General features: G+C 68.1%; 20 protein-coding genes and 1 tRNA gene. 11 read left to right on the top strand and 10 right to left on the bottom strand.

Going from position 1 to position 23,013, the window contains the following annotated elements; all coding sequences use genetic code 11:
* The 7 genes from AB0I83_RS03865 (at nucleotide 1) to AB0I83_RS03835 (ending at nucleotide 6,048) form a co-directional block, all read left to right on the top strand.
* Nucleotides 1–648 (top strand): ABC transporter permease, encoded by a 648-nt coding sequence (locus AB0I83_RS03865; RefSeq protein ID WP_356534005.1) that lies wholly within the window; start codon nucleotides 1–3, stop codon nucleotides 646–648.
* Complete coding sequence (locus tag AB0I83_RS03860; RefSeq protein WP_356534007.1) at nucleotides 641–1,912, top strand: betaine/proline/choline family ABC transporter ATP-binding protein; 1,272 nt, start codon at nucleotides 641–643, stop codon at nucleotides 1,910–1,912. The genes AB0I83_RS03865 and AB0I83_RS03860 overlap by 8 nt, the downstream gene beginning before the upstream one ends.
* Entirely contained in the window at nucleotides 1,909–2,763 is an 855-nt protein-coding gene (locus AB0I83_RS03855) for an ABC transporter permease (RefSeq protein ID WP_363303499.1), read from the top strand. Before AB0I83_RS03860 ends, AB0I83_RS03855 begins: the two co-directional genes overlap by 4 nt.
* Nucleotides 2,760–3,731 (top strand): glycine betaine ABC transporter substrate-binding protein, encoded by a 972-nt coding sequence (locus AB0I83_RS03850; RefSeq protein WP_356534011.1) that lies wholly within the window; start codon nucleotides 2,760–2,762, stop codon nucleotides 3,729–3,731. The genes AB0I83_RS03855 and AB0I83_RS03850 overlap by 4 nt, the downstream gene beginning before the upstream one ends.
* 187 nt (nucleotides 3,732–3,918) lie before the next feature.
* Nucleotides 3,919–4,539: a winged helix-turn-helix domain-containing protein gene (locus tag AB0I83_RS03845; RefSeq protein ID WP_363303498.1), complete on the top strand. Its 621-nt coding sequence runs from the start codon at nucleotides 3,919–3,921 to the stop codon at nucleotides 4,537–4,539.
* Nucleotides 4,540–4,553: 14 nt separating this feature from the next.
* A complete protein-coding gene (locus AB0I83_RS03840; protein ID WP_363303497.1) occupies nucleotides 4,554–4,739 on the top strand; it encodes a hypothetical protein in 186 nt (61 codons plus the stop codon).
* A gap of 1 nt (nucleotide 4,740) precedes the next feature.
* Nucleotides 4,741–6,048 (top strand): MFS transporter, encoded by a 1,308-nt coding sequence (locus AB0I83_RS03835; protein WP_363303496.1) that lies wholly within the window; start codon nucleotides 4,741–4,743, stop codon nucleotides 6,046–6,048.
* Here the strand turns inward: AB0I83_RS03835 and AB0I83_RS03830 are convergent.
* The 4 genes from AB0I83_RS03830 to AB0I83_RS03815 form a co-directional block, all read right to left on the bottom strand.
* Nucleotides 5,978–6,766, bottom strand: coding sequence for a S16 family serine protease (locus AB0I83_RS03830; RefSeq protein WP_356534019.1), 789 nt, complete (start codon nucleotides 6,764–6,766; stop codon nucleotides 5,978–5,980). The two genes, AB0I83_RS03835 and AB0I83_RS03830, sit on opposite strands and share 71 nt — an antisense overlap.
* 65 nt (nucleotides 6,767–6,831) lie before the next feature.
* On the bottom strand, nucleotides 6,832–7,473 hold the full coding sequence (locus tag AB0I83_RS03825) for a helix-turn-helix domain-containing protein (RefSeq protein WP_356534021.1): 642 nt from the start codon (nucleotides 7,471–7,473) through the stop codon (nucleotides 6,832–6,834).
* Nucleotides 7,474–7,960: 487 nt separating this feature from the next.
* Nucleotides 7,961–9,742 (bottom strand): DEAD/DEAH box helicase, encoded by a 1,782-nt coding sequence (locus tag AB0I83_RS03820; RefSeq protein ID WP_356534023.1) that lies wholly within the window; start codon nucleotides 9,740–9,742, stop codon nucleotides 7,961–7,963.
* Nucleotides 9,743–9,925: 183 nt separating this feature from the next.
* Entirely contained in the window at nucleotides 9,926–11,413 is a 1,488-nt protein-coding gene (locus tag AB0I83_RS03815; protein ID WP_363303495.1) for an MFS transporter, read from the bottom strand.
* Between the two features lie 197 nt (nucleotides 11,414–11,610).
* Between AB0I83_RS03815 and AB0I83_RS03810 the strand changes: the two genes are divergently transcribed.
* A tRNA-Cys gene (locus AB0I83_RS03810) sits at nucleotides 11,611–11,685 on the top strand.
* Nucleotides 11,686–11,802: 117 nt separating this feature from the next.
* Here the strand turns inward: AB0I83_RS03810 and AB0I83_RS03805 are convergent.
* The 3 genes from AB0I83_RS03805 to AB0I83_RS03795 form a co-directional block, all read right to left on the bottom strand.
* Entirely contained in the window at nucleotides 11,803–12,438 is a 636-nt protein-coding gene (locus AB0I83_RS03805; protein ID WP_363303791.1) for a hypothetical protein, read from the bottom strand.
* 113 nt (nucleotides 12,439–12,551) lie between these two features.
* Nucleotides 12,552–14,933, bottom strand: coding sequence for a hypothetical protein (locus AB0I83_RS03800; protein ID WP_363303494.1), 2,382 nt, complete (start codon nucleotides 14,931–14,933; stop codon nucleotides 12,552–12,554).
* A gap of 19 nt (nucleotides 14,934–14,952) precedes the next feature.
* On the bottom strand, nucleotides 14,953–15,387 hold the full coding sequence (locus AB0I83_RS03795) for a hypothetical protein (protein WP_363303493.1): 435 nt from the start codon (nucleotides 15,385–15,387) through the stop codon (nucleotides 14,953–14,955).
* Nucleotides 15,388–15,885: 498 nt separating this feature from the next.
* Here AB0I83_RS03795 and AB0I83_RS03790 point away from each other — a divergent pair, with 498 nt between their 5' ends.
* Both AB0I83_RS03790 and AB0I83_RS03785 read left to right on the top strand, forming a co-directional pair.
* Nucleotides 15,886–17,055: a MarR family transcriptional regulator gene (locus AB0I83_RS03790; RefSeq protein WP_363303492.1), complete on the top strand. Its 1,170-nt coding sequence runs from the start codon at nucleotides 15,886–15,888 to the stop codon at nucleotides 17,053–17,055.
* A gap of 102 nt (nucleotides 17,056–17,157) precedes the next feature.
* Nucleotides 17,158–17,763, top strand: a complete 606-nt coding sequence (locus AB0I83_RS03785) for an RraA family protein (protein WP_363303491.1) — start codon at nucleotides 17,158–17,160, stop codon at nucleotides 17,761–17,763.
* Nucleotides 17,764–17,808: 45 nt separating this feature from the next.
* On the opposite strand, the gene mycP (AB0I83_RS03780) is transcribed toward AB0I83_RS03785, so the two are convergent.
* Together mycP (AB0I83_RS03780) and mycP (AB0I83_RS03775) are read right to left on the bottom strand one after the other, a co-directional pair.
* Nucleotides 17,809–19,200: a type VII secretion-associated serine protease mycosin gene (gene mycP / locus AB0I83_RS03780; protein WP_363303490.1), complete on the bottom strand. Its 1,392-nt coding sequence runs from the start codon at nucleotides 19,198–19,200 to the stop codon at nucleotides 17,809–17,811.
* 287 nt (nucleotides 19,201–19,487) lie between these two features.
* A complete protein-coding gene (gene mycP / locus AB0I83_RS03775; RefSeq protein ID WP_363303489.1) occupies nucleotides 19,488–20,864 on the bottom strand; it encodes a type VII secretion-associated serine protease mycosin in 1,377 nt (458 codons plus the stop codon).
* A gap of 841 nt (nucleotides 20,865–21,705) precedes the next feature.
* On the opposite strand from mycP (AB0I83_RS03775), the gene AB0I83_RS03770 reads away from it, so the two are divergent.
* Nucleotides 21,706–22,092 carry a hypothetical protein gene (locus AB0I83_RS03770; protein WP_363303488.1) on the top strand — a complete coding sequence of 129 codons (387 nt, stop codon included), beginning with the start codon at nucleotides 21,706–21,708 and terminating at the stop codon, nucleotides 22,090–22,092.
* 296 nt (nucleotides 22,093–22,388) lie between these two features.
* Here AB0I83_RS03770 and AB0I83_RS03765 read toward each other — a convergent pair whose 3' ends face one another.
* Nucleotides 22,389–22,880: a hypothetical protein gene (locus tag AB0I83_RS03765; protein ID WP_363303487.1), complete on the bottom strand. Its 492-nt coding sequence runs from the start codon at nucleotides 22,878–22,880 to the stop codon at nucleotides 22,389–22,391.
* Nucleotides 22,881–23,013: the final 133 nt, after the last annotated feature.

The raw sequence follows: 23,013 nt of genomic DNA, 5'->3' as shown, positions 1-23,013 counted from the left end.
GTGAACTTCTGGGAGTATGTGGGCACCCGCCACCAACAACTGCTCAGCGACACGTATCAGCACGCCAGCGCCGTGTTCCAGTGCATGGTCATCGCCACGCTTCTCGGCGTCCTGATCGGTGTCGTCAGCTACCGGAGCGGCTGGGGCGGCTCGCTGGCCGTCACCTCCACCTCGGCGATCCTCACGATCCCCTCGCTCGCCGCGATCGGTCTGCTGATCCCGCTGGTGGGCCTCGGGGTCCCGCCCACCGTGATCATCCTGACGCTCTACGGGCTGCTGCCCATCGTCCGCAACTGCATCGTCGGGCTGCGCGGGGTCGACCCGTCCCTCGTCGACGCGGCGAAGGGCATCGGGATGTCCCGGATGCGGCGGCTCCTCAAAGTGGAACTGCCCCTCGCATGGCCTCCCATCCTCACCGGTATCCGGGTCTCCACCCAGATGCTGATGGGGATCGCCGCCATCGCCGCCTACGCCTCGGGCCCCGGACTCGGCAACGAGATCTTCGGGGGCCTCGCCTCACTGGGAAGCGCGAACGCCATCAACCAGGTCCTCGCCGGCACGATCGGCATCGTCATCCTCGCTCTGCTCTTCGACGCCGCCTACGTGCTGCTCGGACGGCTGACCATCCCTAGGGGGATCCGTGCCTGAGACCGCCACCGGGTCGACGGAGTCGGCCCCGCCCCGCCCCGCCTCCACCTCGGGCGCCACCATCCAGCTGGAGAACCTCAGCAAGTCCTACCCCAACAGTCCCTCTCCGGCCGTGGACAACGTGTCCATGGACATCAAGGCCGGTGAGACCGTGATCCTGGTGGGCCCCTCGGGGTGCGGGAAGTCCACCACCCTCAAGATGATCAACCGTCTGATCGAGCCGACGTCCGGGCGGATCAGGATCAACGACGAGGACGTCACCGACATGGACCCGGTGAAGCTGCGCCGCAAGATCGGTTACGCCATCCAGTCCTCCGGTCTCTTCCCGCACATGACGGTCGCGGAGAACATCGCCCTCGTCCCGAAGATGACCGGCTGGTCGAAGTCCGGGGTGAAGGACCGGGTCGAGGAGATGCTCGACCTGGTCGGTCTCGACCCGCGGGAGTTCCACGGGCGGTACCCGCGTCAGCTCTCCGGCGGGCAGCAGCAGCGCGTGGGAGTGGCGCGGGCACTGGCCGCGGATCCCCCGGTGCTGCTGATGGACGAGCCCTTCGGGGCGGTCGACCCGATCACGCGCGACCACCTCCAGGACGAACTGATCCGGCTCCAGCACGAGCTGCACAAGACGATCGTCTTCGTCACCCACGACTTCGACGAGGCCATCAAGCTCGGCGACCGGATCGCGGTGCTGCGGGAGCGTTCGCACATCGCGCAGTTCGACACCCCCGAGGCGATCCTCACCAACCCGACGGACGACTTCGTCTCCGGCTTCGTGGGCGCGGGCGCCGCGCTGAAGCGGCTCAACCTCACCCGTGTGCGCGACGTGGGGATCGCCGAGTTCCCCACGGTGACCGTCGAGGACCCGCTCCAGTCGATCTTCAACAAGCTGCGGGACGGCCAGCACAACGAGCTGCTGATGCTGGACCGCCGCAACCGCCCCTACAAGTGGCTGAGGCGCGGCGACCTGATGCGGGCCAAGGGCTCGCTCGCCAGGGCCGGGCAACTGGTGCACGACACGGTGACCCGTGACGCGACCCTGCACGACGCGCTGGAGGCGGTCCTGACCGACAGCGGCGGGCGGGTCGCGGTGACGGGGCGGCGCGGTGAGTTCATCGGCGTCGTCGACATGCACACCCTCATGAACTCCGTACAGGAACTCCTGGAGGCCGACCGCCTCGCCGCGATGGAGCACCGGCACGACCTGGAGGAGCTGCGCGTCCATCGGACGGAGCAGGAGCAGGAGGGTGGTGACGGCGGGCTATGACCCCCAGTCATCAGGTCCCCTCCAAGGGGGCCCGACCGCCCGGAGAGCACGACGTGGGCGGCCACGCCTTCCGTGACGAGGAGGCGGAGCCCTCCGCGCCGCCGTCGGGTCCGGCACGCAGGATCACCTGGCAGAAGCTCGTCCTGGTGCCGGCCGTACTCACGGTCGTCCTGGTCGCGACGTACCTGTGGATCTCCAACGTCGAACTCGACTCGATCGCGAAGAACTCGCTGGCCGGGGACATCGTCGAGGTCCGCTGGTGGCAACACGTCAAGCTGACCGCGATCTCCACCTTCTGGGTGCTGGTCATCGCGATCCCGCTCGGCATCGCGATGACCCGGCGCGGCCTGAGGAAGGCGGCACCCGGGGTGACGGCCGTCGCGAACATCGGGCAGGCCACACCCGCCATCGGGCTGCTGGCACTGCTGGTGATCTGGCTGGGCATCGGACCGTCGACCGCGATCATCGGCATGGTGATCTACGCGGTGCTGCCGGTGTTCTCCAACACGGTGGCGGGGCTGAACGCCATCGAGCCCACCCTCGTCGAGGCCTCACGGGGCATCGGCATGTCGGCGATGGGGACCCTCGCCAGGGTCGAACTGCCGCTGGCCGTGCCGCTGATCCTGGCGGGCGTGCGCACGGCGCTGGTACTCAACGTGGGCACCGCGACCCTCGCCACCTTCGGCGGCGGCGGCGGGCTCGGCGACCTGATCACCTCGGGGATCCAGACGCAGCGCATGCCCGTGCTGATCCTCGGATCCGTACTGACCGTGGTGCTGGCACTGCTCGTGGACTGGCTGGCCTCGCTGGTCGAACTGTGGCTGACGCCGCGCGGACTGGAGGAAGCGTGAGGGTACGTACGGGCCTGGCATCGGCGGCCGCGCTCGCCCTCCTGCTCACGGGGTGCGGGCTGAAGAGCGGATCGCCGCTGGTGGACGAGGTGGTCCCGGGGTCGGTCGGGAAGGGACAGCCGCTCAAGGGCGCGTCCATGACCGTGACCTCGAAGAACTTCAGCGAGAACATCATCCTCGGCAACGTGATCGGCCTGATCTTCAAGGCGGCCGGTGCCGAGGTGCTCGACCGCACGAACCTCCCGGGGTCGATCAGCGCGCGCGAGGCGGTCGCCCAGGGCGAGGCGGACGCACTCTACGACTACACGGGCACGGCGTGGATCACCTATCTGGGCCACGCCGAGCCGATCGTCGACCCGCAGAAGCAGTGGAAGGCGGTCCGGGACGAGGACCTGGGCAACGGGGTGACCTGGCTTCCGCCAGCCACCCTCGACAACACGTACGCCCTGGCCATCAGCAAGAAGAACAACGCCAAGTACCACCTGAAGACGCTCTCGGACGTGGCCGCGCTGGCGAAGAAGGACCCGAAGGCCGTGACCGTCTGCGTGGAGAACGAGTTCGCCTCGCGCGACGACGGACTCCCGGGCATGCAGAAGAAGTACGGGATGAACCTGCCGGCCGCGAACATCCAGAAGATGGACGCCGGGATCATCTACACCCAGGTCTCGAAGAGCAACTCCTGCCTGCTGGGCGAGGTGTACACGACCGACGGCCGGATCAAGGCGATGAACCTGGACGTCATGGAGGACGACAAGCAGTTCTTCCCCAACTACAACGCGGCGCCCGCCATCCACACGGCGACCCTCGACAAGTATCCCGAGATCGCGGAGATGCTGGCTCCGGTGACGAGGAAGCTGACGACGGAACTCGCCCAGGAGCTCAACTCCAAGGTGGACGTGGACGGCCAGGACCCGCACGAGGTCGCGAAGGACTGGCTGCTGAAGGAAGGATTCATCAAGGAGGGCTGAGGGAGCACCGCGGCTCTTCCGGCGCCGGGGCCTCCACCGCGAGTCGCGGTGGAGGCCCCGGCGTCCGCGTGTCCGGCCCTGACCACCCTGGGACACGCCTGCCCCGGCCACACTTGGCCCAGACGTGCAAAAGAATCTATGCAAAGAACATGTTGCAAAACTTCCTTTGCAACTCTACAGTCATGGCATGCCACCGAACGAGCCCGAGGGCCGGCCCACCCCGCAGACGGATGACCCGAAGATCCGCCACATCGACGCGCACAGCCTGCGCGGGCTCGCGCACCCCCTGCGCATGCGGCTGCTGAACGCCCTGCGGGAGTTCGGCCCCGCCACGGCCTCCGGCCTCGCCGACCGGCTCGGCGAGTCCAGCGGGGCAACCAGCTACCACCTCCGCCAACTCGCGGCGTACGGCTTCGTGGAGGACGACCCGGAGCGCGGCAAGGGGCGCGAGCGGTGGTGGAGGTCGCGCCACTCGGGCACGGCGTTCGGGGACAACATGACGGACTTCATGGGGCACGCGGATCCCGAGGTGCGCGGCGCCATAGGGGTTGTCCTCCACGAGGTCGCGACCACGCACGCCCAGGAACTGAACACCTGGCTCGGGACGATGCACGAATGGCCCGAGGAGTGGCTGCGCGGCTGGGACGTCAGCGACTTCAAGGTACGCCTGACCCCCGAGCTCTCCCTGGAGCTCGCGGAGAAGATCCACGCCCTGGTGAACAGCTACCGGGGCCGCGTCCCCGACGACACCGAGGGTTCGGCGGTCGTCCGCACCCATCTTCACCTTTTCCCGCGCCCGACCGACTAGAGGGGATCACCGTCATGCACAGCGACATCCACTCGCTGCTCCACGCCTACAGATCTACCGAACTCCACCGTGAAGTTGTCGAGTTCACCCCCGGCGGTCGCCCCCCGCTGCGTCAGCGCGCGGGCTGGGTGATGATCGAGCTGGGCCTGCGGCTGACGCAGGCCGGTCCGGGCCCGGCCCACGCGACCCGCGCAGCCTGAGATGGACCGGGGGAGAACCACACCGCTCGCCGCCGTCCTGGCGGCGAACGCGGTATCCACCGCGGGCACGTCGCTGACGCTCATCGGCGTACCGTGGTTCGTCCTGGAGACCACCGGGAGCGCGGGGCGCGCCGGTGTCGTCGCCTTCTGCGCGACCCTGCCCATCGTCGTCGCCGCCCTGGTCGGCGGGCCGGTCATCGACCGGCTGGGGCGGCGGCGTGTCGCGGTCGCCTCGGACACGGTCTGCGCCGCGGCCGTCGCCGCCGTCCCGCTGCTCCACTTCGCGGGGGCGCTCGAATTCTGGATACTGTGCACGCTGATGGCGCTGAACGGGCTGGCCCACACCCCCGGCAACACCGCGCGTTACGTGCTCGTGCCCGATCTCGCCGACCACGCGGGCACCACGCTCGCCCGCGCCGCGAGCCTGTTCGACGCGGTGTCGCGCGGTGCCCGCATGGTCGGCGCCGCGCTGGCGGGCGTACTGATCGCCGTCGTCGGCGCCGAGAGCGTACTCCTGCTGGACGCCGCCACGTTCGCACTGTCCGCACTGCTGGTGGCCGCGGGCGTACGCGGGGTCCGCGCGGCCGAGCCCCGCAAGGCCGACGCCCCGGTCTCGCCGCGCACCTACCGCGCCGAACTCAGGGAGGGCTACGCCTTCTTGCTGGGCAACCGGCTGCTGCTCGCCGTCGTCGTCATGGTGATGTTCATGAACGGCACGGACCAGGGGTGGAACGCCGTCCTGCTGCCCGTGCACGCCGAGGGGGAGCTGGGCGGATCCACCGATCTCGGCCTGCTCACCGCGCTGTTCGGAGCGGGCGGGCTGACGGGCGCGCTGCTGTACGGCTCAGTGGGGCACCGCTTCTCACGGCGGACGGTGTTCACGGTGTGCGTGGTGCTGTGCGGCGCCCCGAGATTCGCGGTCGCCGCCCTGACCGGGACGGCCCTGCCGCTCGCGGTCACGATGGCGCTGGGCGGAATCGCCGGCGGCATGCTGAACCCGATCCTGACGACGGTGACGTACGAACGCGTCCCCGAGGAACTGCGGAGCCGGGTGTCGGGCGCGCTCACGGCGGGCTGCGAGCTCGCCATGCCGGTCGGCGGCCTGGCGGCGGGCCTGCTGGTGGAGACCATGGGGGCGACGGGGGCACTGCTGTCGATGGGCGGGGTCTACTTCCTGGCGACCCTGAGCCCGCTGGTCTTCCCCGCGTGGCGCTCCATGGACGTACCGGAACCGCAGGTCAGCAGCTCGGGACCTTGCCTCCCTGGTCAAGTGCGCGCAGCGAGGACACCGCGTTCTCCAGCGTCGTGACGGGGACCAGCCGCAGGCCCTCGGGGCGGTCCGCCTTCGCCTGACCGCACTCGGCCTTCGGGACGAGGAAGACGGTCGCGCCGTCGCGCCGGGCGGCCTGCGTCTTCAGGGAGACCCCGCCGACCGCGCCGACCTTGCCGTCGGCCTCGATCGTGCCCGTACCGGCGACGGTGCGGCCACCGGTCAGGTCGCCCCCGGAGCCGTTGCCGGCCAGCTTGTCGATGATCCCCAGCGAGAAGAACAGACCCGCGCTGGGGCCGCCGACATCGGCGAGGTGCAGCGTGACGTCCACCGAACCGAGCGGCTTGTCAAGGTAGTTCAGGGCCGCGTCGACGGCGACGTTCTGCGACTCCTCCATGTCCTTGAGGTTGTGCCGCTCGATCTCCTTCTCGGATCCGCCGGTCGGATAGACCGAGTCGCGCGGCATGACCACGCGGTCCGTACGGAACCAGCCGTCGATCACGCTCCCGACGCCGACGTCGGCCGCGGGCCCGGTCGCGAGGATCGTCGTCATCCGCAGCTGGCCGTCGGTCCTGCGCGTCGGGGTGCCCTTGATCGTGATGACCGGCTTGCCCTTGCTGTCCCCGAGGACGTCGGCCGTGGTGCCGGGCTGCGCCAGGGTGAACGGCAGCGGCGCGAAGGCCGCCGTGCCGAACAGCGCGAGGACGGGCAGCGCGCAGAGTGCGATGACGCGGGGGCGTGAGAGACGAATGGCCACCCGCCCAATCTAACCGCCGCGCGCCCCCGGCTCCGTACGCCCCGGTGTCCTCGGGGCGGCACGGCTCACCGGAGGGCGTCCGCGACCTCCCGGGCCGCGTCGAGCACCCTGGGCCCGACCCGCTCGGGTACCGCGTCCGCGAGCATCACGACGCCTACGCTGCCCTCGACCCCCGACACCCCGACGAGCGGGGCGGCGGCTCCGCAGGCACCGGCTTCGAGTTCGCCCTGGGTGAGGGTGTAACCGGGGTGGTCGACGGTCTTCTGCCGGGCGTTGAGGATCGCCCGGCCCGCGGCCCCCCTGTCCAGGGAGTGCCGGAAGCCGGCCCGGTAGGCCACGTGGTAATCGGTCCAGGTCGGCTCGACCACGGCGACCGCGAGAGCCTCCGCCCCGTCGACCAGGGTGAGGTGGGCGGTCGCCCCTATGTCCTCGGCCAGCGAACGCAGCGCGGGCAGCGCCGCCTCCCTGACGAGCGGGTGCACCTGCCGGCCCAGCCGAAGCACGCCCAGCCCGACCCTGGCCCGGCCGCCCAGGTCACGCCGTACGAGGGCGTGCTGTTCCAGGGTGGCGAGCAGCCGGTAGACCACCGTGCGGTTGACGCCGAGCTTGTTCGACAACTCGGTGACGGTCAGGCCGTGATCGGTATCGGCGAGCAGTTTGAGGACGCGCAGTCCCCGGTCGAGCGTCTGAGAAGTCTCCGCGGTCACGACGCCCTCTCCCTCTTGATGAGCGAGGCGGTTGTCTCTCCGGGATGCCGACGCCGGTCCCACGGCGACGCACCGAGAGGCCGCCGACTGGTCATGGCACCGGCTGCGCCCCGACGGCGACACTGCCGGCGGGGCATGCATTGTTTCGGGGACATTAGCGAGCGGGTCCGCTCAGCGGAAGACCTCGTCCAGAATCCGGTCTCCCTCCGGAACGCGGTGGCATAACCGCCGGTCAGCGGGAAACCGTCCGGAACGCGAACATCTACGCGCGTTCAAGTCGGGTGACTCCCCCGCGACGCTCCGTACAACACCCGTGAACGCTTGTTAACTCACCGTGAAATTCGTGCCACAAAATTTTTCCGCACCGGGCACACGCGCGGCGCCCGCGCCCACCCCGCACGCCCCCGGCGGGAGCACTGCCCACAGGAAAGAGCCCGGCGCGGGAGGTACCCCGCACCGGGCCCGAACTTCCCCGGCGGTCTGCCGGTCAACGCATCCTGGTGGCCCACTCCTGGACCTTCCTGATCCGGTCCTGGATCTGCCCGGCGGTCGCCTCCGCGCTCGGCGGACCGCCGCACACCCGCCGCAGCTCGGTGTGGATCACGCCGTGCGGCTTGCCGCTCTGGTGCGTGTACGCCGACACCATCGTGTTCAGCTGCTTGCGGAGCTCCAGCAGCTTCTTGTGCGTGACGACGGGCCGGTCCTCGGCCGCCTTCTCCAGGAGGTCGGCCTCCGAGGCGGGCTTCTGACGGCTGTGCGCGATCTGCCGGGTCTGCCGCTTCTGGAGCAACATCTGCACCTGGTCGGGTTCGAGGAGCCCCGGAATGCCCAGGTAGTCCTGCTCCTCCTCGCTCCCCGGGTGCGCCTGCATGCCGAACTCGGCACCGTCGTACAGCACCCGGTCGAAGACCGCGTCGGACTCCAGCGCCTCGAAGGGCAGCTGCTCCTCGGTCTCCTCGTCCTCCAGCTTCTCCGCGTCGGCGAGGAGCTGGTCCTCCTCGGCGAACGGGTTCTCCTCGTCGCTGCCCTTCTTGGGCTTGTCGAGCACGTGGTCGCGCTCGACCTCCATCTCGTTCGCGAAGTCGAGGAGCATCGGGATGGTCGGCACGAACACCGACGCGGTCTCACCCCGGCGCCGCGACCGCACGAAACGGCCGACGGCCTGGGCGAAGAACAACGGTGTGGAGATGGTCGTCGCGTACACACCGACCGCGAGGCGCGGCACGTCGACGCCCTCCGACACCATCCGGACGGCGACCATCCAGCGCGAGTCGTCCTGACTGAACCTGTCGATGTTCTTGGACGCGGCCTTCTCGTCGGAGAGGACGACGGCCGGCTTCTCCCCGGTGACCGACTTGAGGATCTTGGCGTAGGCGCGCGCCGACTCCTGGTCCGCCGCGATGACGAGCCCTCCCGCGTCCGGAATGCCCTTGCGCACCTCGGTCAGCCGCTTGTCGGCGGCGGCCAGCACGTTGGGGATCCAGTCACCGGTCGGCGAGAGCGCGGTGCGCCACGCCTGCCCGATGGCGTCCTTGGTCATCGGCTCACCGAGCCGGGCGGCGATCTCGTCTCCGGCCTTGGTGCGCCAGCGCATGTTGCCGCTGTAGCTGAGGAAGATCACCGGGCGGACGACCCCGTCGGCCAGCGCGTTGCCGTAGCCGTACGTGTAGTCGGCCGACGAGCGCCGGATGCCGTCGTTGCCCTCCTCGTACGCCACGAACGGGATCGGGTTCGTGTCGGACCGGAACGGCGTACCGGTCAGGGCCAGCCGCCGGGTAGCCGGGTCGAACGCCTCCTGGCAGGCCTCACCCCAGGACTTCGAGTCACCGGCGTGGTGGATCTCGTCGAGGATCACGAGCGTCTTGCGCTGCTCGCACCGGTTGCGGTGCAGCATGGGGCGCACGCCGACACCGGCGTACGTGATCGCGACCCCGTGGTACTCCTTGCTCACGGGTCCCGCGCTGTAGTCGGGGTCGAGCTTGATGCCTATGCGGGCGGCGGCCTCCGCCCACTGCTTCTTGAGGTGCTCGGTGGGCGCCACGACGGTGATCTGCTGCACCACGTGGTGGTGCAGCAGCCATGAGGCGAGGGTCAGCGCGAAGGTGGTCTTCCCCGCGCCCGGCGTCGCGACCGCGAGGAAGTCGCGCGGCTGGTCCTGGATGTACTTCTCCATCGCACCCTGCTGCCAGGCTCGCAGCTTCCCGGCGGTGCCCCAGGGGGCGCGGCCGGGAAAGGCGGGTGAGAGGTGGTGGGAGGCGGTAGTAGTCACGGTCTCCGGTTCGGGGCACTCGGGTACGTGGGGCGCTGCCCGCACGGGCCGGAAGCAGCCCGCACGCGATACGACAACCGGGCCACCCTACCGGCGGGCGGCGCGGAACCCCGTACGAATCCGCCGTGGCCCGGCACCGCTGAGACCCGCTTCACAGGAGCCGTTCCGCGACACCACGCGGTGCTACGCGTCCGTCCGCACCCGCGTGGCCACCCACACCCCCACCAGCGCCACCGCCGCCATCGGCAGGAAGACCACGGTGAACGCCCCCGGGTGCGACGTCGCCGCACCGCTCCCCACGGCCCCATGGGCCGCCGCGCCCACCGCGCCGCCACCGAGCGCCGCGAACGCCGCACCGCCCACGGCGAGCAGCAACGCGTTGGACAGGCCGTCCGAGATCTGGAGGGCTGCCGAGTTGGCCCCGGCCTCCTCCGGTGCCGACAGCTGAAGCAGCAGCACGCTCGTCGAGGCGATCACGATGCCCATACCGAAACAGCCGACGCCCCAGACCGCGGCCAGCGTCCACACCGGTACCGCCTCGATCAGCACGCTCGGCGCGGCGACGATCGACAGCGTCACGAGCACCATGCCCGCCACCATCAGAGCCCCCCGGTGGGGCTCCAGCCTGGGCCGGGCCAGCACGTACGCCCCGAGCGCCCAGGTCAGACCGCCGGCGGCGAGGGAGAGGCCGGCCAGCGTCGGTGACAGCCCGCGCTGCGTCACGAGCATCAGCGGGACGAAGGACTCGGCGACGATGAACGACCCGGCCGCGATCCCGCGCAGCAGGATCACCGCGGGCAGCCCCCGAGCGGCCCGTACGGTCCCAGGGGGCAGCAGCCCCCGCACCGCGGGGACGAGCAGCGCGGCACCGGCCAGCGCCGGAACCAGCGAGAGCCACCGCAGCTCCTGCCCCGCGTACTGGAGCAGCCCCGCGCCCGCCGAGATCCCGAGCGCGAGCCGGATGCGGCGCCCCCCGAACGGCTCCGCCGCCGCCCGGCTGTCCGCCGGCCCGCCCGCCATCCGCCGGATCGCGGGCAACGCGAGGCCCAAGGGCAGGAGGATGAGCACCGGGATGCCGACGAAGACCCAGCGCCACCCGAGGTGCTCGGTCACGGTCCCCGAGGCGAGCGGCCCGACGACGGACGGGACGATCCAGGCGGCGGAGAACCCGGCCATGATGCTCGGCCGGATCCGTTCCGGGTAGGCCCGGCCGATGACCACGTACAGCGCCACGATCACCAGCCCGCCGCCGACGCCCTGGACGGCCCGCCCCAGGATGAACGTCCACATGTTCCCCGCGGTCCCGGAGAGCAGCAGCCCCGCCCCGAACGCACCGATCCCCGTGGCGAGCGGCGCGAGCGGCCCGCGCCGGTCGGCCCACTGCCCGGAGAGCACCATGGCGAAGAGGCTGGTGGTGAAGTACGCGGAGAACGCGAACGCGTACAGCGGGATGCCCCGCAGCTCCCGCGCCGCGACCGGCATCGCCGTACCGACGGCGGTCGCCTCGAAGGCGATGAGCAGGACGACGGAGACGATGCCGATGCTGAGCGCCCTGTACGTACGCCCTAGAACGCCCTCCGCCGGGTCGACGGCTTCCTTCGGGGTGGGGGCAGAGGTGGTCTCTACGAGAGCGGCGGTGACCTCGGCGTCACGGGGTTCCAGGGCGGTCATGAGCTCCAGAGTAAGGGCCGTCGCACCGGGTGACCCCTGTCGGTGGGCTCTACCCGGCCGGTCCCTTGGTCGTAGGACCACGGCCCGCCCCATCCGTGAACGTGAACGCGGTATGGCAGTCGTGTTGCGGGGCGCCCGCGGCCCTTGAGCCCGGTCGCACGGGCGCCGTACGGTCGACAGCAGATCAGGAAACGCACGGCCGTGTGCCCGAGAGGCTCAGGGGCTCGACTGCAACTCGAGTTACACCGGTTCGAATCCGGTCACGGCCTCCAGCGGAGGAACCCGAAAGGGAACGGCCGCCCCCATGGTGCGGGGGCGGCCGTTTCCGTGTGCGCTACGCCCGAAGGACCGCCGGACCGGGCTCAGGATGACCGGCCCGGCGGTAGCAGCTACTTCGGCGTCAGTACGGGAGACTTCGGCAGGCCGCCGTTGTTCGCGCAGTCGAGTTCCTTGACCAGCTTGAGCGCCATGGTGTGCAGAATCTGCATGTTCATGTTGCGGTACTCACGCGTGTCGGGTGCGTCGCTCTTCCCTCGCCCGAAACCGGCCCGGATCCTCAACGGCGTCCTGTCCGACCCTTCCAACTGGGGGCTCACGCACTCGAAGTAAAGTGAGGCACCACCGCGCCGCACCGAAGACTGCAAGCCCATGGTGTACAGCTCGCCACCGGCCGGGAGCCGCTCGTCCTCGACGTCCTGTGGCTCGTAGATGGAGAACGAGATGCCAGCCTTGTCACCCAGATTCCCACCCTTCGGGTCGGGTTCACACAGGTCCGCTCCTCGGCCCCACGAACGATCGGACGCGTAGCCTTCTTTGAGGGCCGCCACGACCTTCTCCATGCCGTTCCCGCTCGCCCAGCCGAAGACCTTCTTCCCCGTCACCTTTTCGAGCATCTCCGCTGACGGGCCGGCGAACAGACCGCCGCACACCTCCTCGGCCCCGACGTAAGCCTGGTGTTCCTCCTCCGGTTCCTTGCCCGGAGCGCATGCCCCGCCTCCCGCTCCCAGGGCCAGAACCACTCCCACAGCCGTCAACAATCGCCGCACCCTCGCACACCCACGTCCCTTGTCTCGCATTCGGTTCGTTTCATACGCCTTCACCGCCATTCGATGGCCCCGACAAACACCACACGCACAAATCAAGCCTCGGGCCCAGCGCCTTGGACACGCGCACGAAGGTTCCCGTCCCCGTAACCGACGAGCCTGGACATATACAGGTCCTCAACCAAAGATCCCTCCGTCCTCGCGTCCAACCTGTTGATCTCCTCCTTATGACGCGATACAAAATCTTCGACCGGTGTTTCCGTGTAGATCTCTCCAGCGGTGTAAACTGCGTATTTTTCGGTGTCGGTAAGGTCGCCCATCTCCTCTTTCTTCTCGTCGATCACCTTCTCACCCATGCCCCCCAGCACATCTCCCATGACCTGCTCGACGGCTCCGGTCGCTGTGTCGGTGAAAATAGGTACCAGGAGTGCGCCGACGCCGATGACCGGCGCGGCAGGCAGGAAGAACGCGGCTGTTGCCACTCCGGCGCCTAGTGCCGCGGTGCTACCGAACTCCACCCATCCAGCGCGCTTCTCTGCGGCCTTCTCGTAATCCTCGTGGGTCTTGAGGTTCGTCGCCTCGATCTGATCTGCACGGGACTGATCCAGGATGCCCTGCACCCCGGAACCGATCCTCACTGCCCTGCGGGCGTCACCCGTATCGATGTCGCCGTCTGCATTCACCTGCGCCTCCAGCACGCTGCTCGTGTACAACTGCTCGGCAGCACTCACCGACGCGTATGCGTCCGGATGCTGGCCCAGAACACTCAGGAACTTCCGTGCGATTTCCCGGCCTTCACCTTCCGTGCTGTCAGCAAAACTTATATGCCCGTCTAGGTTGTTAGCCGGGGCGAAGAGGCTGTCATCCTCGCGCTTGTCCAGTGCCCAGTTGATGTCGTCGATGTAGCTGGCACCCATAGTGCCCAGACTGTCGGCCATCGCCTCGTGGGCCTTGAGCAGTTTGGCGTCCTCGCCGTACTTCTGCATGACCTGTTCCATCACTGTGGCATTGCCCGCATCCCGCACCACGCCCGCGTCCGGGTGACCGGCCGGATAGCCAAGCGTCGCCGCCTCCAAGGCATGGCCCAGCGCATCCGGCATGTAGCCGAGTGATTTTTCGTGCTTGTCCTCGCCCACTTGGTCGACGTCTCCGAAGGACTCCCACTTCTCACTGCCGAAGAAGTCGAGATAGTTCGTGATCGCACTTCCCCCCTCTCCTTTCCCGAGGTTTACCTCGCCGCCCTTGTTGACCGTGCCGTTTTCGTTGTACGCGGTCGGGGCATCGTGGAAGAAGTGCTTGGCTGCGTCCGGGCTGTTACCGAGTGCTTCCAGCATGGAGACGGTCGGATCGTATCCGGATCCGTTCACACCCGAAGGGTTGTACGGATTCAGGAGTGAACCGTTGGCCGCCTTGTTGCCGCCAAACCTGAACGGATCCTTCTGGTGCAACTGCGCGACGTGCTCGGCGATGGGATTGAGGAACTTCGCATCGTAGTTCCCGTACCGCATGATGCCGCCGAGCAGTTGATATCCGAAGGGCCCGCCGTAGTCGTACTTCGCCAACGGAATGCGCTCCGCACCAAGCTTGCGCAACTCGGGTCCCCACTCGGCGGTGAACGCCTTGTCCTGAGAGGCGCTGGCAAGATTGAGCCCCAGGTTTTTCTGCAGCGACTGAACATCCTTGAGTCGCTCTTTGTCGACGTTGGGGTACACATACGTACTCATCGAGAGCTGACCAAAGAAGGTGAGCGACTTCTCCGGGCCCAACTTCTCATAGAAGTTCTTGGAGAAATCGACAGATTTGCTGTTGTCCCGAAGTAGTTCGTTGAGCGCCTGGAGTTCGGTGTGCGTGATATCGCGGCCCTTTTCCGCCAACGCAGCGGCGCGGGCGGCCTCCTCCTGGTCCATCTTCGTGTACTTCGGAGCGCTGAAGCCCTTGCCCTCGGTCGCGTTGGCTTCGAGGGTGTTCCTGAAGGTGACATCGGTGTCGTCGCAGGCCTCGACGATGGCGTCGATCTTCTTCTGCCATGAGGCGATGTTCGCCTTCTGCCGGCGCGCCATCTCCGGATAGTCCGGGTCGTGATGGCGCTGGGCAGGCGGGATGTCCTCCACCGGGTGCCGTGCGGTTACCTTGCCCTTGGCATCGACGTGCATGCCGGCCGCAGGCCCCTCGTGGTCCCGGATGTTGATCAGGTCGTCCTTGGCCTTCTTGAGGGCGGTGTGGGCCTCCTCCAGAATCTGCCTGACGCCCTTGGCCTCGGCGGCGGCGTCCTTGAACTCCTTGGCCGTCTTACCGATGAACCCCTTGGTGACCCCGGCGTTCACACCGTCCCACTCGGCCTTCTCCGCCTTGGCCTTCATGCCGTCGTTGGCGTCGTCGGCCAGCCGGTCCAGCTTCGTGACCATGTCCGCCCAGTCGTCGGCTGCGGTCTTCAGCTTCGCGACAGGTGCGTCGACGATGTCCTCGTAGTTCAGCATTCCTGCGCTCCCCCGGAAGCTACTTCAGGTAGCCATTGAGCTTGGAGACGGAGATGAGATCGCCGCCGATCTGCACGTCGTCCTTCGAATGGGCGGCCTTGGTGTAATCCAGGTGGTTCGAGATCTGCGCACACGCGTCGAGCAGAGTCTTCATGTGCGTGTTCCAGCGGTCGTGCACCTTGAGCAGGGCGGAGCCACTGGAGAAGTTTCCGTTGGTGAGCGCGATGGCGGCGTCGAAGGTCGAGGGACGGGCGTGGTCCCCCTCCTTGGAGAGCCGGGTCCGCAGACCGTACGCGTCATGCCCGATGGCGCCGATGTTGTCCTGGTTCACGGCGAGATCGGCACTGCTCGGCCCGCTACTGCCGCCGCCGTCCGCCGGGGTGCTGTTGAGTCGCATGTCGACCCGCTGTGTCGACTCCGCGCGAAGGGCTGCCCATTCTGCGTCGAACGTCACGAATTCCCCCGTACCCATTCCTGTACACCGCCGGGGTCACGAGCTCCGGCTTCGCTGACACCCTCACGCTAGCGGGTCGGATTCCATCGGTGCGGGCCGGAAGGATTTCGCACTTCGCCCGCACCGAGAGAAAGCGGACCAAGGGCGGAAGCTCAGGACGCTCGGATCCCGAAGCTCGGGAACCGGGCTTCCGAGCCGACCTGTTCACTCTTTCAGGGGACACGAGACGAGCACCGGACCCGGCGCTCGAGCTTCGGGATCCGAGAGTTGGGATACGAGCACCGAGACCCGAGCGCTTCAGTACCCGGTAGGGAAAACCTGGGAGGTAGAACCCTCCCCACCCTGACCATGCCCGCGTCACGGCCAGCAAGTATGACTAATCGTGACCAGCTTGCAGCGGACTGTCGCGCCTGCCTACGGTGCCCACAACTGAACGACCCCGACATGGTGTTGTAGCACCGGGCCGGGGTCTCACCCCAAGATCGAAACGGCGACCTCGTGGCTACCCAGCACCCTAGCTCCGCCCTCCGCAGGCCCGCACCCTCGCCTGCGTACCCCAAGGCGAACCCCGGTTACGGCAAGCGGTCCGCACGGGATCAACGCCCTGCGCGTGAGGACGACTTCCGGCTTCTGCCCGAGCGGGAGCGCCATGTCGCGGGCTATCTGGACCACCTCCCCGACGGGGCGGCGATGGACATCAAGTCACTGGCCAAGTGCCTCCCGCTCTACGGGCAGATGGCCGTCGGCAGTGCGTTGAGAGCGCTGGGCGTGGCCGGTCATCTGCGGCACGTACGCTGCCTGGCGGGTGTCGGGGACGGTCAGCTCCGTTGGGTCACGCTGACCTTCTGGTCCCGCACGGCCCGGGACAACGAGTGGTGGAGCGCCTACCTCGACGCAGCTCAGGCCGATGCGGGCGCCGGGACGTCAACGGGGACGGCAACCGGTACGAAGGCGGCGGCAGTTGCGCCCTCCAGCCCCGCCTCCGTACCGCGACAGCGAACGTCGCGGAGTACCCCACCGGTCTCGGAGCGGGCACCGGAACCGGCCGAGGGCCCAGCCTCTGGCCCGGCCGCCGCGCCTGCGCCTGTCGCTGCTCCGACCGGTGCCGCTGCCGCCATGCCCCGGCCTGCCCCGGCCCCGGAGGCGATCCAGGTCGCTGCCACAGGCCCGGCTTCCCTCACGGTCTCGGCACCCGAAGCGCGCGGAGGGCACCAGACGGAGCCCTCCGCCGCGTACGTCGCACTGGCCCAACTCGGCCGCACCGAACCGCGTCTGGCGCTCTCCGCAGCCGACTGCACCGCCCTGGAGGGGCAGGCCGCCGCGTGGTTCGCGCGGGGCGTGGATGCGGCGTACCTGACCCATGCCCTCACGTCCGGGCTCCCCGCGCGGGTCGACTCACCGGTCGGCCTCCTCCGGCGCCGCCTCCACGACAAGATCCCGCCACAACTGCCGGCTGCGGCAGCCACTCCTGCTCAGGAACGGCCGGTCCGCCGCCTCATGGTGGAGTGCACCGACTGCGGCGCTCCCGGGCGCCCGGAAGCCCTCCCGGACGGCCTGTGCCGCAACTGCCGCACCGCTCCGCCGGCAGAGCCGGTGGAAGCCCCGCCCGTCGTACGGGACGTGGCTGCCCACGTCGGCGCACTCCGCGAGCTGATGCGACTCCCCTGACCGCGACCGGGCCGCCCCTGAGCGGAACATTCCTTGTGACGGCACCGAGCCCGTGGAACGATCGCCACGCGTACGACCTTGCCGTCCGAGCGAAGGATGACCGTGAACCACGCCACCGGCTTCGAGGAGATTCCCCCGACGACCCTCGCCGACCTCCTGGGCCGGGAGCAGGTCATGGACATCGGCATACGACCGTTGTGGCCCTCGACGCAACGGGTCGCCGGCCCCGCGTTCACGGTGCGATGCCCACCCGGCGACAACCTCATGCTCCACGCGGCCATTTACCGCGCCGAACCGGGCTCGGTCATCGTCGTGGAGTCGGGCGACGTGGACCACGCCCTCGCAGGCGGCAACGTCTGCGCGGTCGCACGACGCCGAGGTATCACCGCGATCGTGGCCGACGGGGTGATCCGGGACCTCGCCGAAGTACGCGAGATGGGCTTCCCCGTATTCGCTCGCGGCGTCATCCCGATCCCGGGCACGAAGGCTGCGGTGGAGCCGCTCGACGTACCGGTGCGCTGTGGCGGCGTACTCGTGAATCCGGGGGACATCGTGGTCGCCGACGAAGAGGGCATCGTGGTCACCCCGCGAGCCCGCCAGGACCAGGTGCTCAGCGACGCCCGGCAGAAGCTGGCCGAGGAGGCCGCCGAATCCCTGGAAACCTGGGAGGCCGCGCACCGGGCCAGGATCGACGAGCTGCTGGGCTGAGAGCCCTCCCGCCCCGCCGCCCGGACCGCGAACCGGCCATCCACCTCAGGCGCCGGGTCCCTGCGCCGGAGGTCCGGAGTACGGCCCCTGCGAACCGGGGGCGCCGGGCGGGGGTCCGTAGGCCGGGTACGGCGGCTGAGCCTGGCCCTGCGCGGGCTGGTATCCGTACGGCGCGGCAGCGGGGGCGGCTGCGACGGGCGCGTTGATACGTCGACGGGAACGGACGACCGCGACAGCCACTGCGACTGCGATGGCGGCTGCTGCCGCACCGATGCCGAGGCCGATCCAGAGGCCAGTGCTGCCGCCTTCGTCATCAACCGCCGGGGCCGCAGCGGCCGGCTTGTCGGTCTCCTCGGAACCGCCAGCGGCCTTCGACGGCTCGGCCGAGGGCGCCGGAGACTCGGCCGCCGCGAGGTCGGGAAGCGGGTACTCATCGGCGGGACCGGGATCGCCGGGGGTCTTCAGCGCGATTCGGGGACGGACGATGCCGTATCCGATGTCGTCGGCACGCTCCTCGCCGGTCGTTGGGCCACCGGCCGTGTTGAGTAGGACTCGGAGAACCTGGTTGTTGGTCCAGTCCGGGTGCTTGGACCAGATCAGAGCGGCGGACGCGGAGGCCAATGCTGAGGCATCACTAGTTCCATGTGACTCGCAGAACCCCGTGTCGCCGCCGCAAGCATGAATCATTTCTTCACCCGGCGCAGAAAGGTCTACCTGAGAGCCGAACTGCGATTCATCGGTCTTCTGCAGGCCTTGCCCAATGGCCCCAACTCCCACGACGCCAGGCGCTCCTGCCGGGTACTCAACCAGGTTTGCACCGTCACCACTGTTTCCGACTGCAGCAAAGATGAGCGACCCATTAGTTAGCGCATAATTGACTGCGTCGTTCAACTCATCAGACCCGGCTGTAGCTCCCAAGGATACGTTGATGACCTTGGCATTGTGGTCTACGGAGAAGCGAATCGCTTTCGAAAGATTCTCGTTGAATCTCTTCTCCCCAGCAGCCTGGGTCACACCCCCTCCCCCCTTCGGCATGCGAATCGGGAGGATCTTGGCACCCGGAGCCAACCCGAACGCGCCGTTCCCCCCAATGGCTTTGCCGGTACCGGAGATCAGGCCAGCCATGCCAGTTCCATGACCGCTGTAGTCATCGAGTTCATCGCCAGGAAGAGTCGCTTCGAGGTTCAAGCCCTTGAGGACACGGCCGACCAGATCCGGACTAGTCGCGTCCACCCCCGAGTCGATAACCGCCACAGTGACTCCCTCACCGGTGCTGACCCGCCACATCTGCTCCGCCTTCATGGCATCGAGATGCCACTGTTCAGAGCGGGCCGAATCCGCAGAAGCAGCTGTAGAAAGGCCCGCGCCAAGCAACAGGCCCAGCACGACGGGGAAAATTCCTCGACGGGGGAAGCGCGCGGTGATGTTGGTGCACATCCGATTCCTCTGTTGTCTACGCCTCAGTCCGTTACTGGCGGCACGACTCGCCGAACCCTTTGCTGCCAGGTCTCTTCGTCCTCGACTAGCTAGTCGAGCCGTTCCAGTCCGCGTCACGCCGGGATTCGCGCGATCGAGGGTCGCGTCACGCAGTATTCTGCCCGTCCGCTCTGCTGTGCTCTGCCGATGAAGCCGCCGGACTCGGTCGCCAACAGACGGCCTCCGGAGATGCCATCGACGGACGCCCAGAACCCGGCTTGTGCAGTCGCCTTTACCTGCTGCTTGGCTCAAGCGCCAGGGCCTTGCACGGGCGGTCCTCCATAAGGCCCAGGTGAACTGGGGGCGTTGGTAGGGGGGGTGCAGCCCGAGTACGGCGGCTGATCCTGAACATGGGGAGGCTGATAGCCGTACGGTGGCGCAGCGGGAGCTGCGACAGCCGCATTGCGTCGCCGGGAACGAGCGAGACCCGCCGCCACCGCAGCCGCGATGACAACTGCCACACCGACGCCCAGGCCGATCCAGAAGCCTGCGCTGCCACCCTCGTCATCAGCCGCCGGTGCGGCAGCGACCGGCTTGTCGGTCGCTGCCGCACCACCAGCAGCCTTCGACGGCTCGGCGGAGGGCGCCGGAGACTCGGCCGCCGCGAGGTCGGGGAGCGGGTATTCGTCGGCAGGACCGGGATCACCGGGCTTGGTCAGAGCCGCCCCCGGACGGACTGCGCCATAGCCAACGTAGTCATTGCGTTCAGCTCCGCTCGTGGGGCCACCTGCGGTGTTGAGCATGACTCGGAGAACCTGGTTATTGGTCCAATCGGGATGCTTGGACCAGATCAGGGCAGCAGACGCCGAGGCGAGGGCGGTGGCGTCGCTTGTGCCACTGGTTTTGCACAATCCGGTCTTCCCACCACAGGCATGAATCATGTCCACTCCAGGGGCTGCGAGGTCGACCTGGGGCCCGAACTGCGAAGACTCCGCCTTTTGTAGGTCCTTACCAATCGAACCAATGCCGACGACTCCGGGGGTACCCGCCGGATATTCGACAGAGTTTTCCTCATTGCCCGTATTTCCAACGGCAGCAAAGACCAAAGCCCCTTCTTCAAGGGCATACTTGACGGCCCCAGAAAGCCTGACCGAGCCAGCACTGTTACCTTGAGAAATACTAATAACCTTGGCACCATTATCTACGGCGAAACGAATCCCCACAGAAACGTCGTCATTAAAATTTTTGCTGCCCGTAGCTCCATTCACTTTCCCGGTGTCGTCGCGCAGCCTGATCGGAAGAATTTTCGCACCCGGAGCCAGGCCGAAGGCGCCGTCTCCGCCGCCGGACTGGCCAGTCCCTGCGATCAGACCAGCCATTCCCGTACCGTGGCCCCCGTAGTCGTCCCTTTCATCGCCAGGAGATTCGGGTGCTAGATCTTTCCCCTTCAGCACCTGTCCACTGAGGTCAGGGTTGGAAGCGTCGACACCCGTGTCGATGACTGCGACCGTAACATCGCGGCCAGTACTGATCTCCCACATTCGCTCGGCCTGCATTGCGTCCAGGTACCACTGCTCGGAACGCACTGAATCCGCCAAGGCAGGAACTGACCCCAACATCAGCAGCGCCAATGCAGCGGAAGCTACGATTCCACGACGCGCGGCTTCCGCACTGCTGATGCTCATTGGATTCCCTTGCTGTTTTCCTGTGGGTCAGTCGATGACTGGCGGGACCACACGACGGCTACCTTGCTGCCAGGTCTCCTCGTCTTCAACGAGGTAATCGGGGCGTTCGCTTTGCTCCCTACGCGTCTCACCCAGTCTTTGGGGTGATCCGCCACGTCCTCCTGGACCGACGCTGCGAGCAGCACCCTCCGGGGATGCAGGACTGCGCACCAGCCCTGTCCCCCCGGGGGTGAAGGGACGAGCGCTGGACCGACCAGCCTGCTGAGGTCGGCCGCCCACCATGCCTCCGGCTTCGCCTGCCAGACGACGGCCACCGACGACCCCGCTCTGGCTGCTGCCTCCAGCTCCGCCCAGCCCTGCGCCGTTACCGATCGGTCCACGACCGGCGTGCGTACCCTCACCGCCGACAACGGTCCCACGTGGTAGCCCACCGGTCGGGCGACCGGCAGTCTGAGCCACGGGTCGACCGCCGGTAATACCACCGTCGCGCGGCATCCGGCCCGTAGCGCCGGCCCCCAGCCCACTCTGGCCCGGTAGGGCAGGGGGGCGCGCCCCAGTCCCGGTGAACCTTCCGGTCCCAGTAGAGCCGTTCACTCCCTTGGCTCCTCCACCAAACACTGGGGGCACCGGAGACGCGACAAGAGAGGGACCCACATCCGGCTTGCCTGCGGCTGACAGACTCGGTGGTGTGCTCGTGGGTGCCGAGGGAGACTGCGGAAGTGTTGCGACGCCGTCAATCTCCATACCCACCGAGGTTCCAGGGCGAGTGGACGCGTGGACGCCTGAGGTGGCCACGGCGCTCGACGCTCCAGAGTCGGCTGGCGGCGTTGTCGAATAGTGCGTGGCAGAGCCGAGGTCGACAGAGGCGCCACCACGTGAATGGTCCTCCCCGGCTGAATCCCGATCGGCGACCCGCTCAGGAACAATCGTCCCCGGCGGCGGCGGAAACACCGGCTTCTCCAGCCCGTCCATCTGTGACGCGGAGAACTGGTACGACTGCGCCAGCTTCCGCATCTGCGCCGCCGCCTCCTGGCGGTTCGACTCCTTCGCGGCGAGCAGCGTCTCCAGGGACTTCTTCTCGACCGCAGAGGCGTCCGGGTCGTTCCGTGCGGCCTTCGCCGCGTCCAGGTTCGCCTGTGCACCCGCGTCGGTGCGCGGGATGGCCACCTGGGCCGAGGCCAGCGCGTCGGAGGCCTGTGCCAGCCACTTCGACGCGCCCTCGCTGTAGTCGCCGAGACGCAGCGTCGCGTTCGCCAGGTCCGCGCTCCAGGTGCGGAAGGCGTCGGCGCCCTCGCCCTTCCACTCGACCGTCTGCGGGCGGACCTTCAGGTCTTCCGCGATCTTGCGGATCTCCGTGGCTGCGCTGATCAGTCGGTCCGACGCACCTTGGATCGCCCCGCTGTTGGCCTTGTCCAGCCAGGCCAGCATGGTCTCGTGCGTCATGTTGTCGAACGGTGTGCCCTGTCCTGCTTCCCTGTGGTCCATCCCCAGCCCCCGTCTATCCCCGCGTCGTGCCGGTGTTCGTCAGTCCCATGAGAGACCTTCAGCGCCCGCTGTGTCACCCGTCGGCTTAGCCGGAGGCGCTTCGCCCTGCCCGGCCGGCTGCGTCGGGTCGTACTCGCCGCCGTACTGCTTCTTCGCATCGTCCGAGATCGCGAGCATGCGGCGCCGGATGTCGATGTCCAGGTTCTCGTAGCCGTTGTGCGAGGCCAGGACCGCGATGCTCATGCCCTCTATGGAGTCCGAGAGGCTCTTCGAGAGCGTTTCCAGTTCGGTGATCACCGTCTGGTACGACATGAACAGGCTCGCCGCTTCCGCCCATTGGTTGTCGCCGCCGCCGAACTGGGTTCGCTTCATCGGGTCTTCGCCGAGCTGCGTGGCGCCGGCCGGGGACTTCTTGAGGTCCACCAGTATCTCGTCGATGCGGTTGCGGAACTTGGTGAACGACGTCAGCTCGGTGGCCAGTTCGACGGCGGCTGCCGCCGTGGTGACCCCCATGAACGGCACGGCCGCCATACCCGCTACGGCTCCATCACTCGGCAGCACAGCACCCTCCCCCTATCCGGCCCGCCACGACTTCAGGCATCACTGTAGTCAGCACCGGTGACACTCCGCATCCCCGGGTTGCAGATGCAACGCGGATCACACG

Origin of the sequence: Streptomyces sp. NPDC049970 (genome assembly GCF_040660235.1) — a bacterium.
Classification (GTDB): Bacteria; Actinomycetota; Actinomycetes; order Streptomycetales; family Streptomycetaceae; genus Streptomyces.
The sequence above is the reverse complement of the archived record's forward strand: the minus strand, read 5'-3'. Positions and strand labels throughout refer to the sequence as shown.

Coding starts and splice junctions, on each gene's coding strand:
- AB0I83_RS03855 (WP_363303499.1), top strand. CDS start 1,909: ATGACCCCCAGTCATCAGGTCCCCTCCAAGGGGGCCCGACCGCCCGGA.
- AB0I83_RS03845 (WP_363303498.1), top strand. CDS start 3,919: ATGCCACCGAACGAGCCCGAGGGCCGGCCCACCCCGCAGACGGATGAC.
- AB0I83_RS03840 (WP_363303497.1), top strand. CDS start 4,554: ATGCACAGCGACATCCACTCGCTGCTCCACGCCTACAGATCTACCGAA.
- AB0I83_RS03835 (WP_363303496.1), top strand. CDS start 4,741: ATGGACCGGGGGAGAACCACACCGCTCGCCGCCGTCCTGGCGGCGAAC.
- AB0I83_RS03815 (WP_363303495.1), bottom strand. CDS start 11,413: ATGACCGCCCTGGAACCCCGTGACGCCGAGGTCACCGCCGCTCTCGTA.
- AB0I83_RS03800 (WP_363303494.1), bottom strand. CDS start 14,933: ATGCTGAACTACGAGGACATCGTCGACGCACCTGTCGCGAAGCTGAAG.
- mycP (WP_363303490.1), bottom strand. CDS start 19,200: ATGTGCACCAACATCACCGCGCGCTTCCCCCGTCGAGGAATTTTCCCC.
- mycP (WP_363303489.1), bottom strand. CDS start 20,864: ATGAGCATCAGCAGTGCGGAAGCCGCGCGTCGTGGAATCGTAGCTTCC.
- AB0I83_RS03765 (WP_363303487.1), bottom strand. CDS start 22,880: ATGGCGGCCGTGCCGTTCATGGGGGTCACCACGGCGGCAGCCGCCGTC.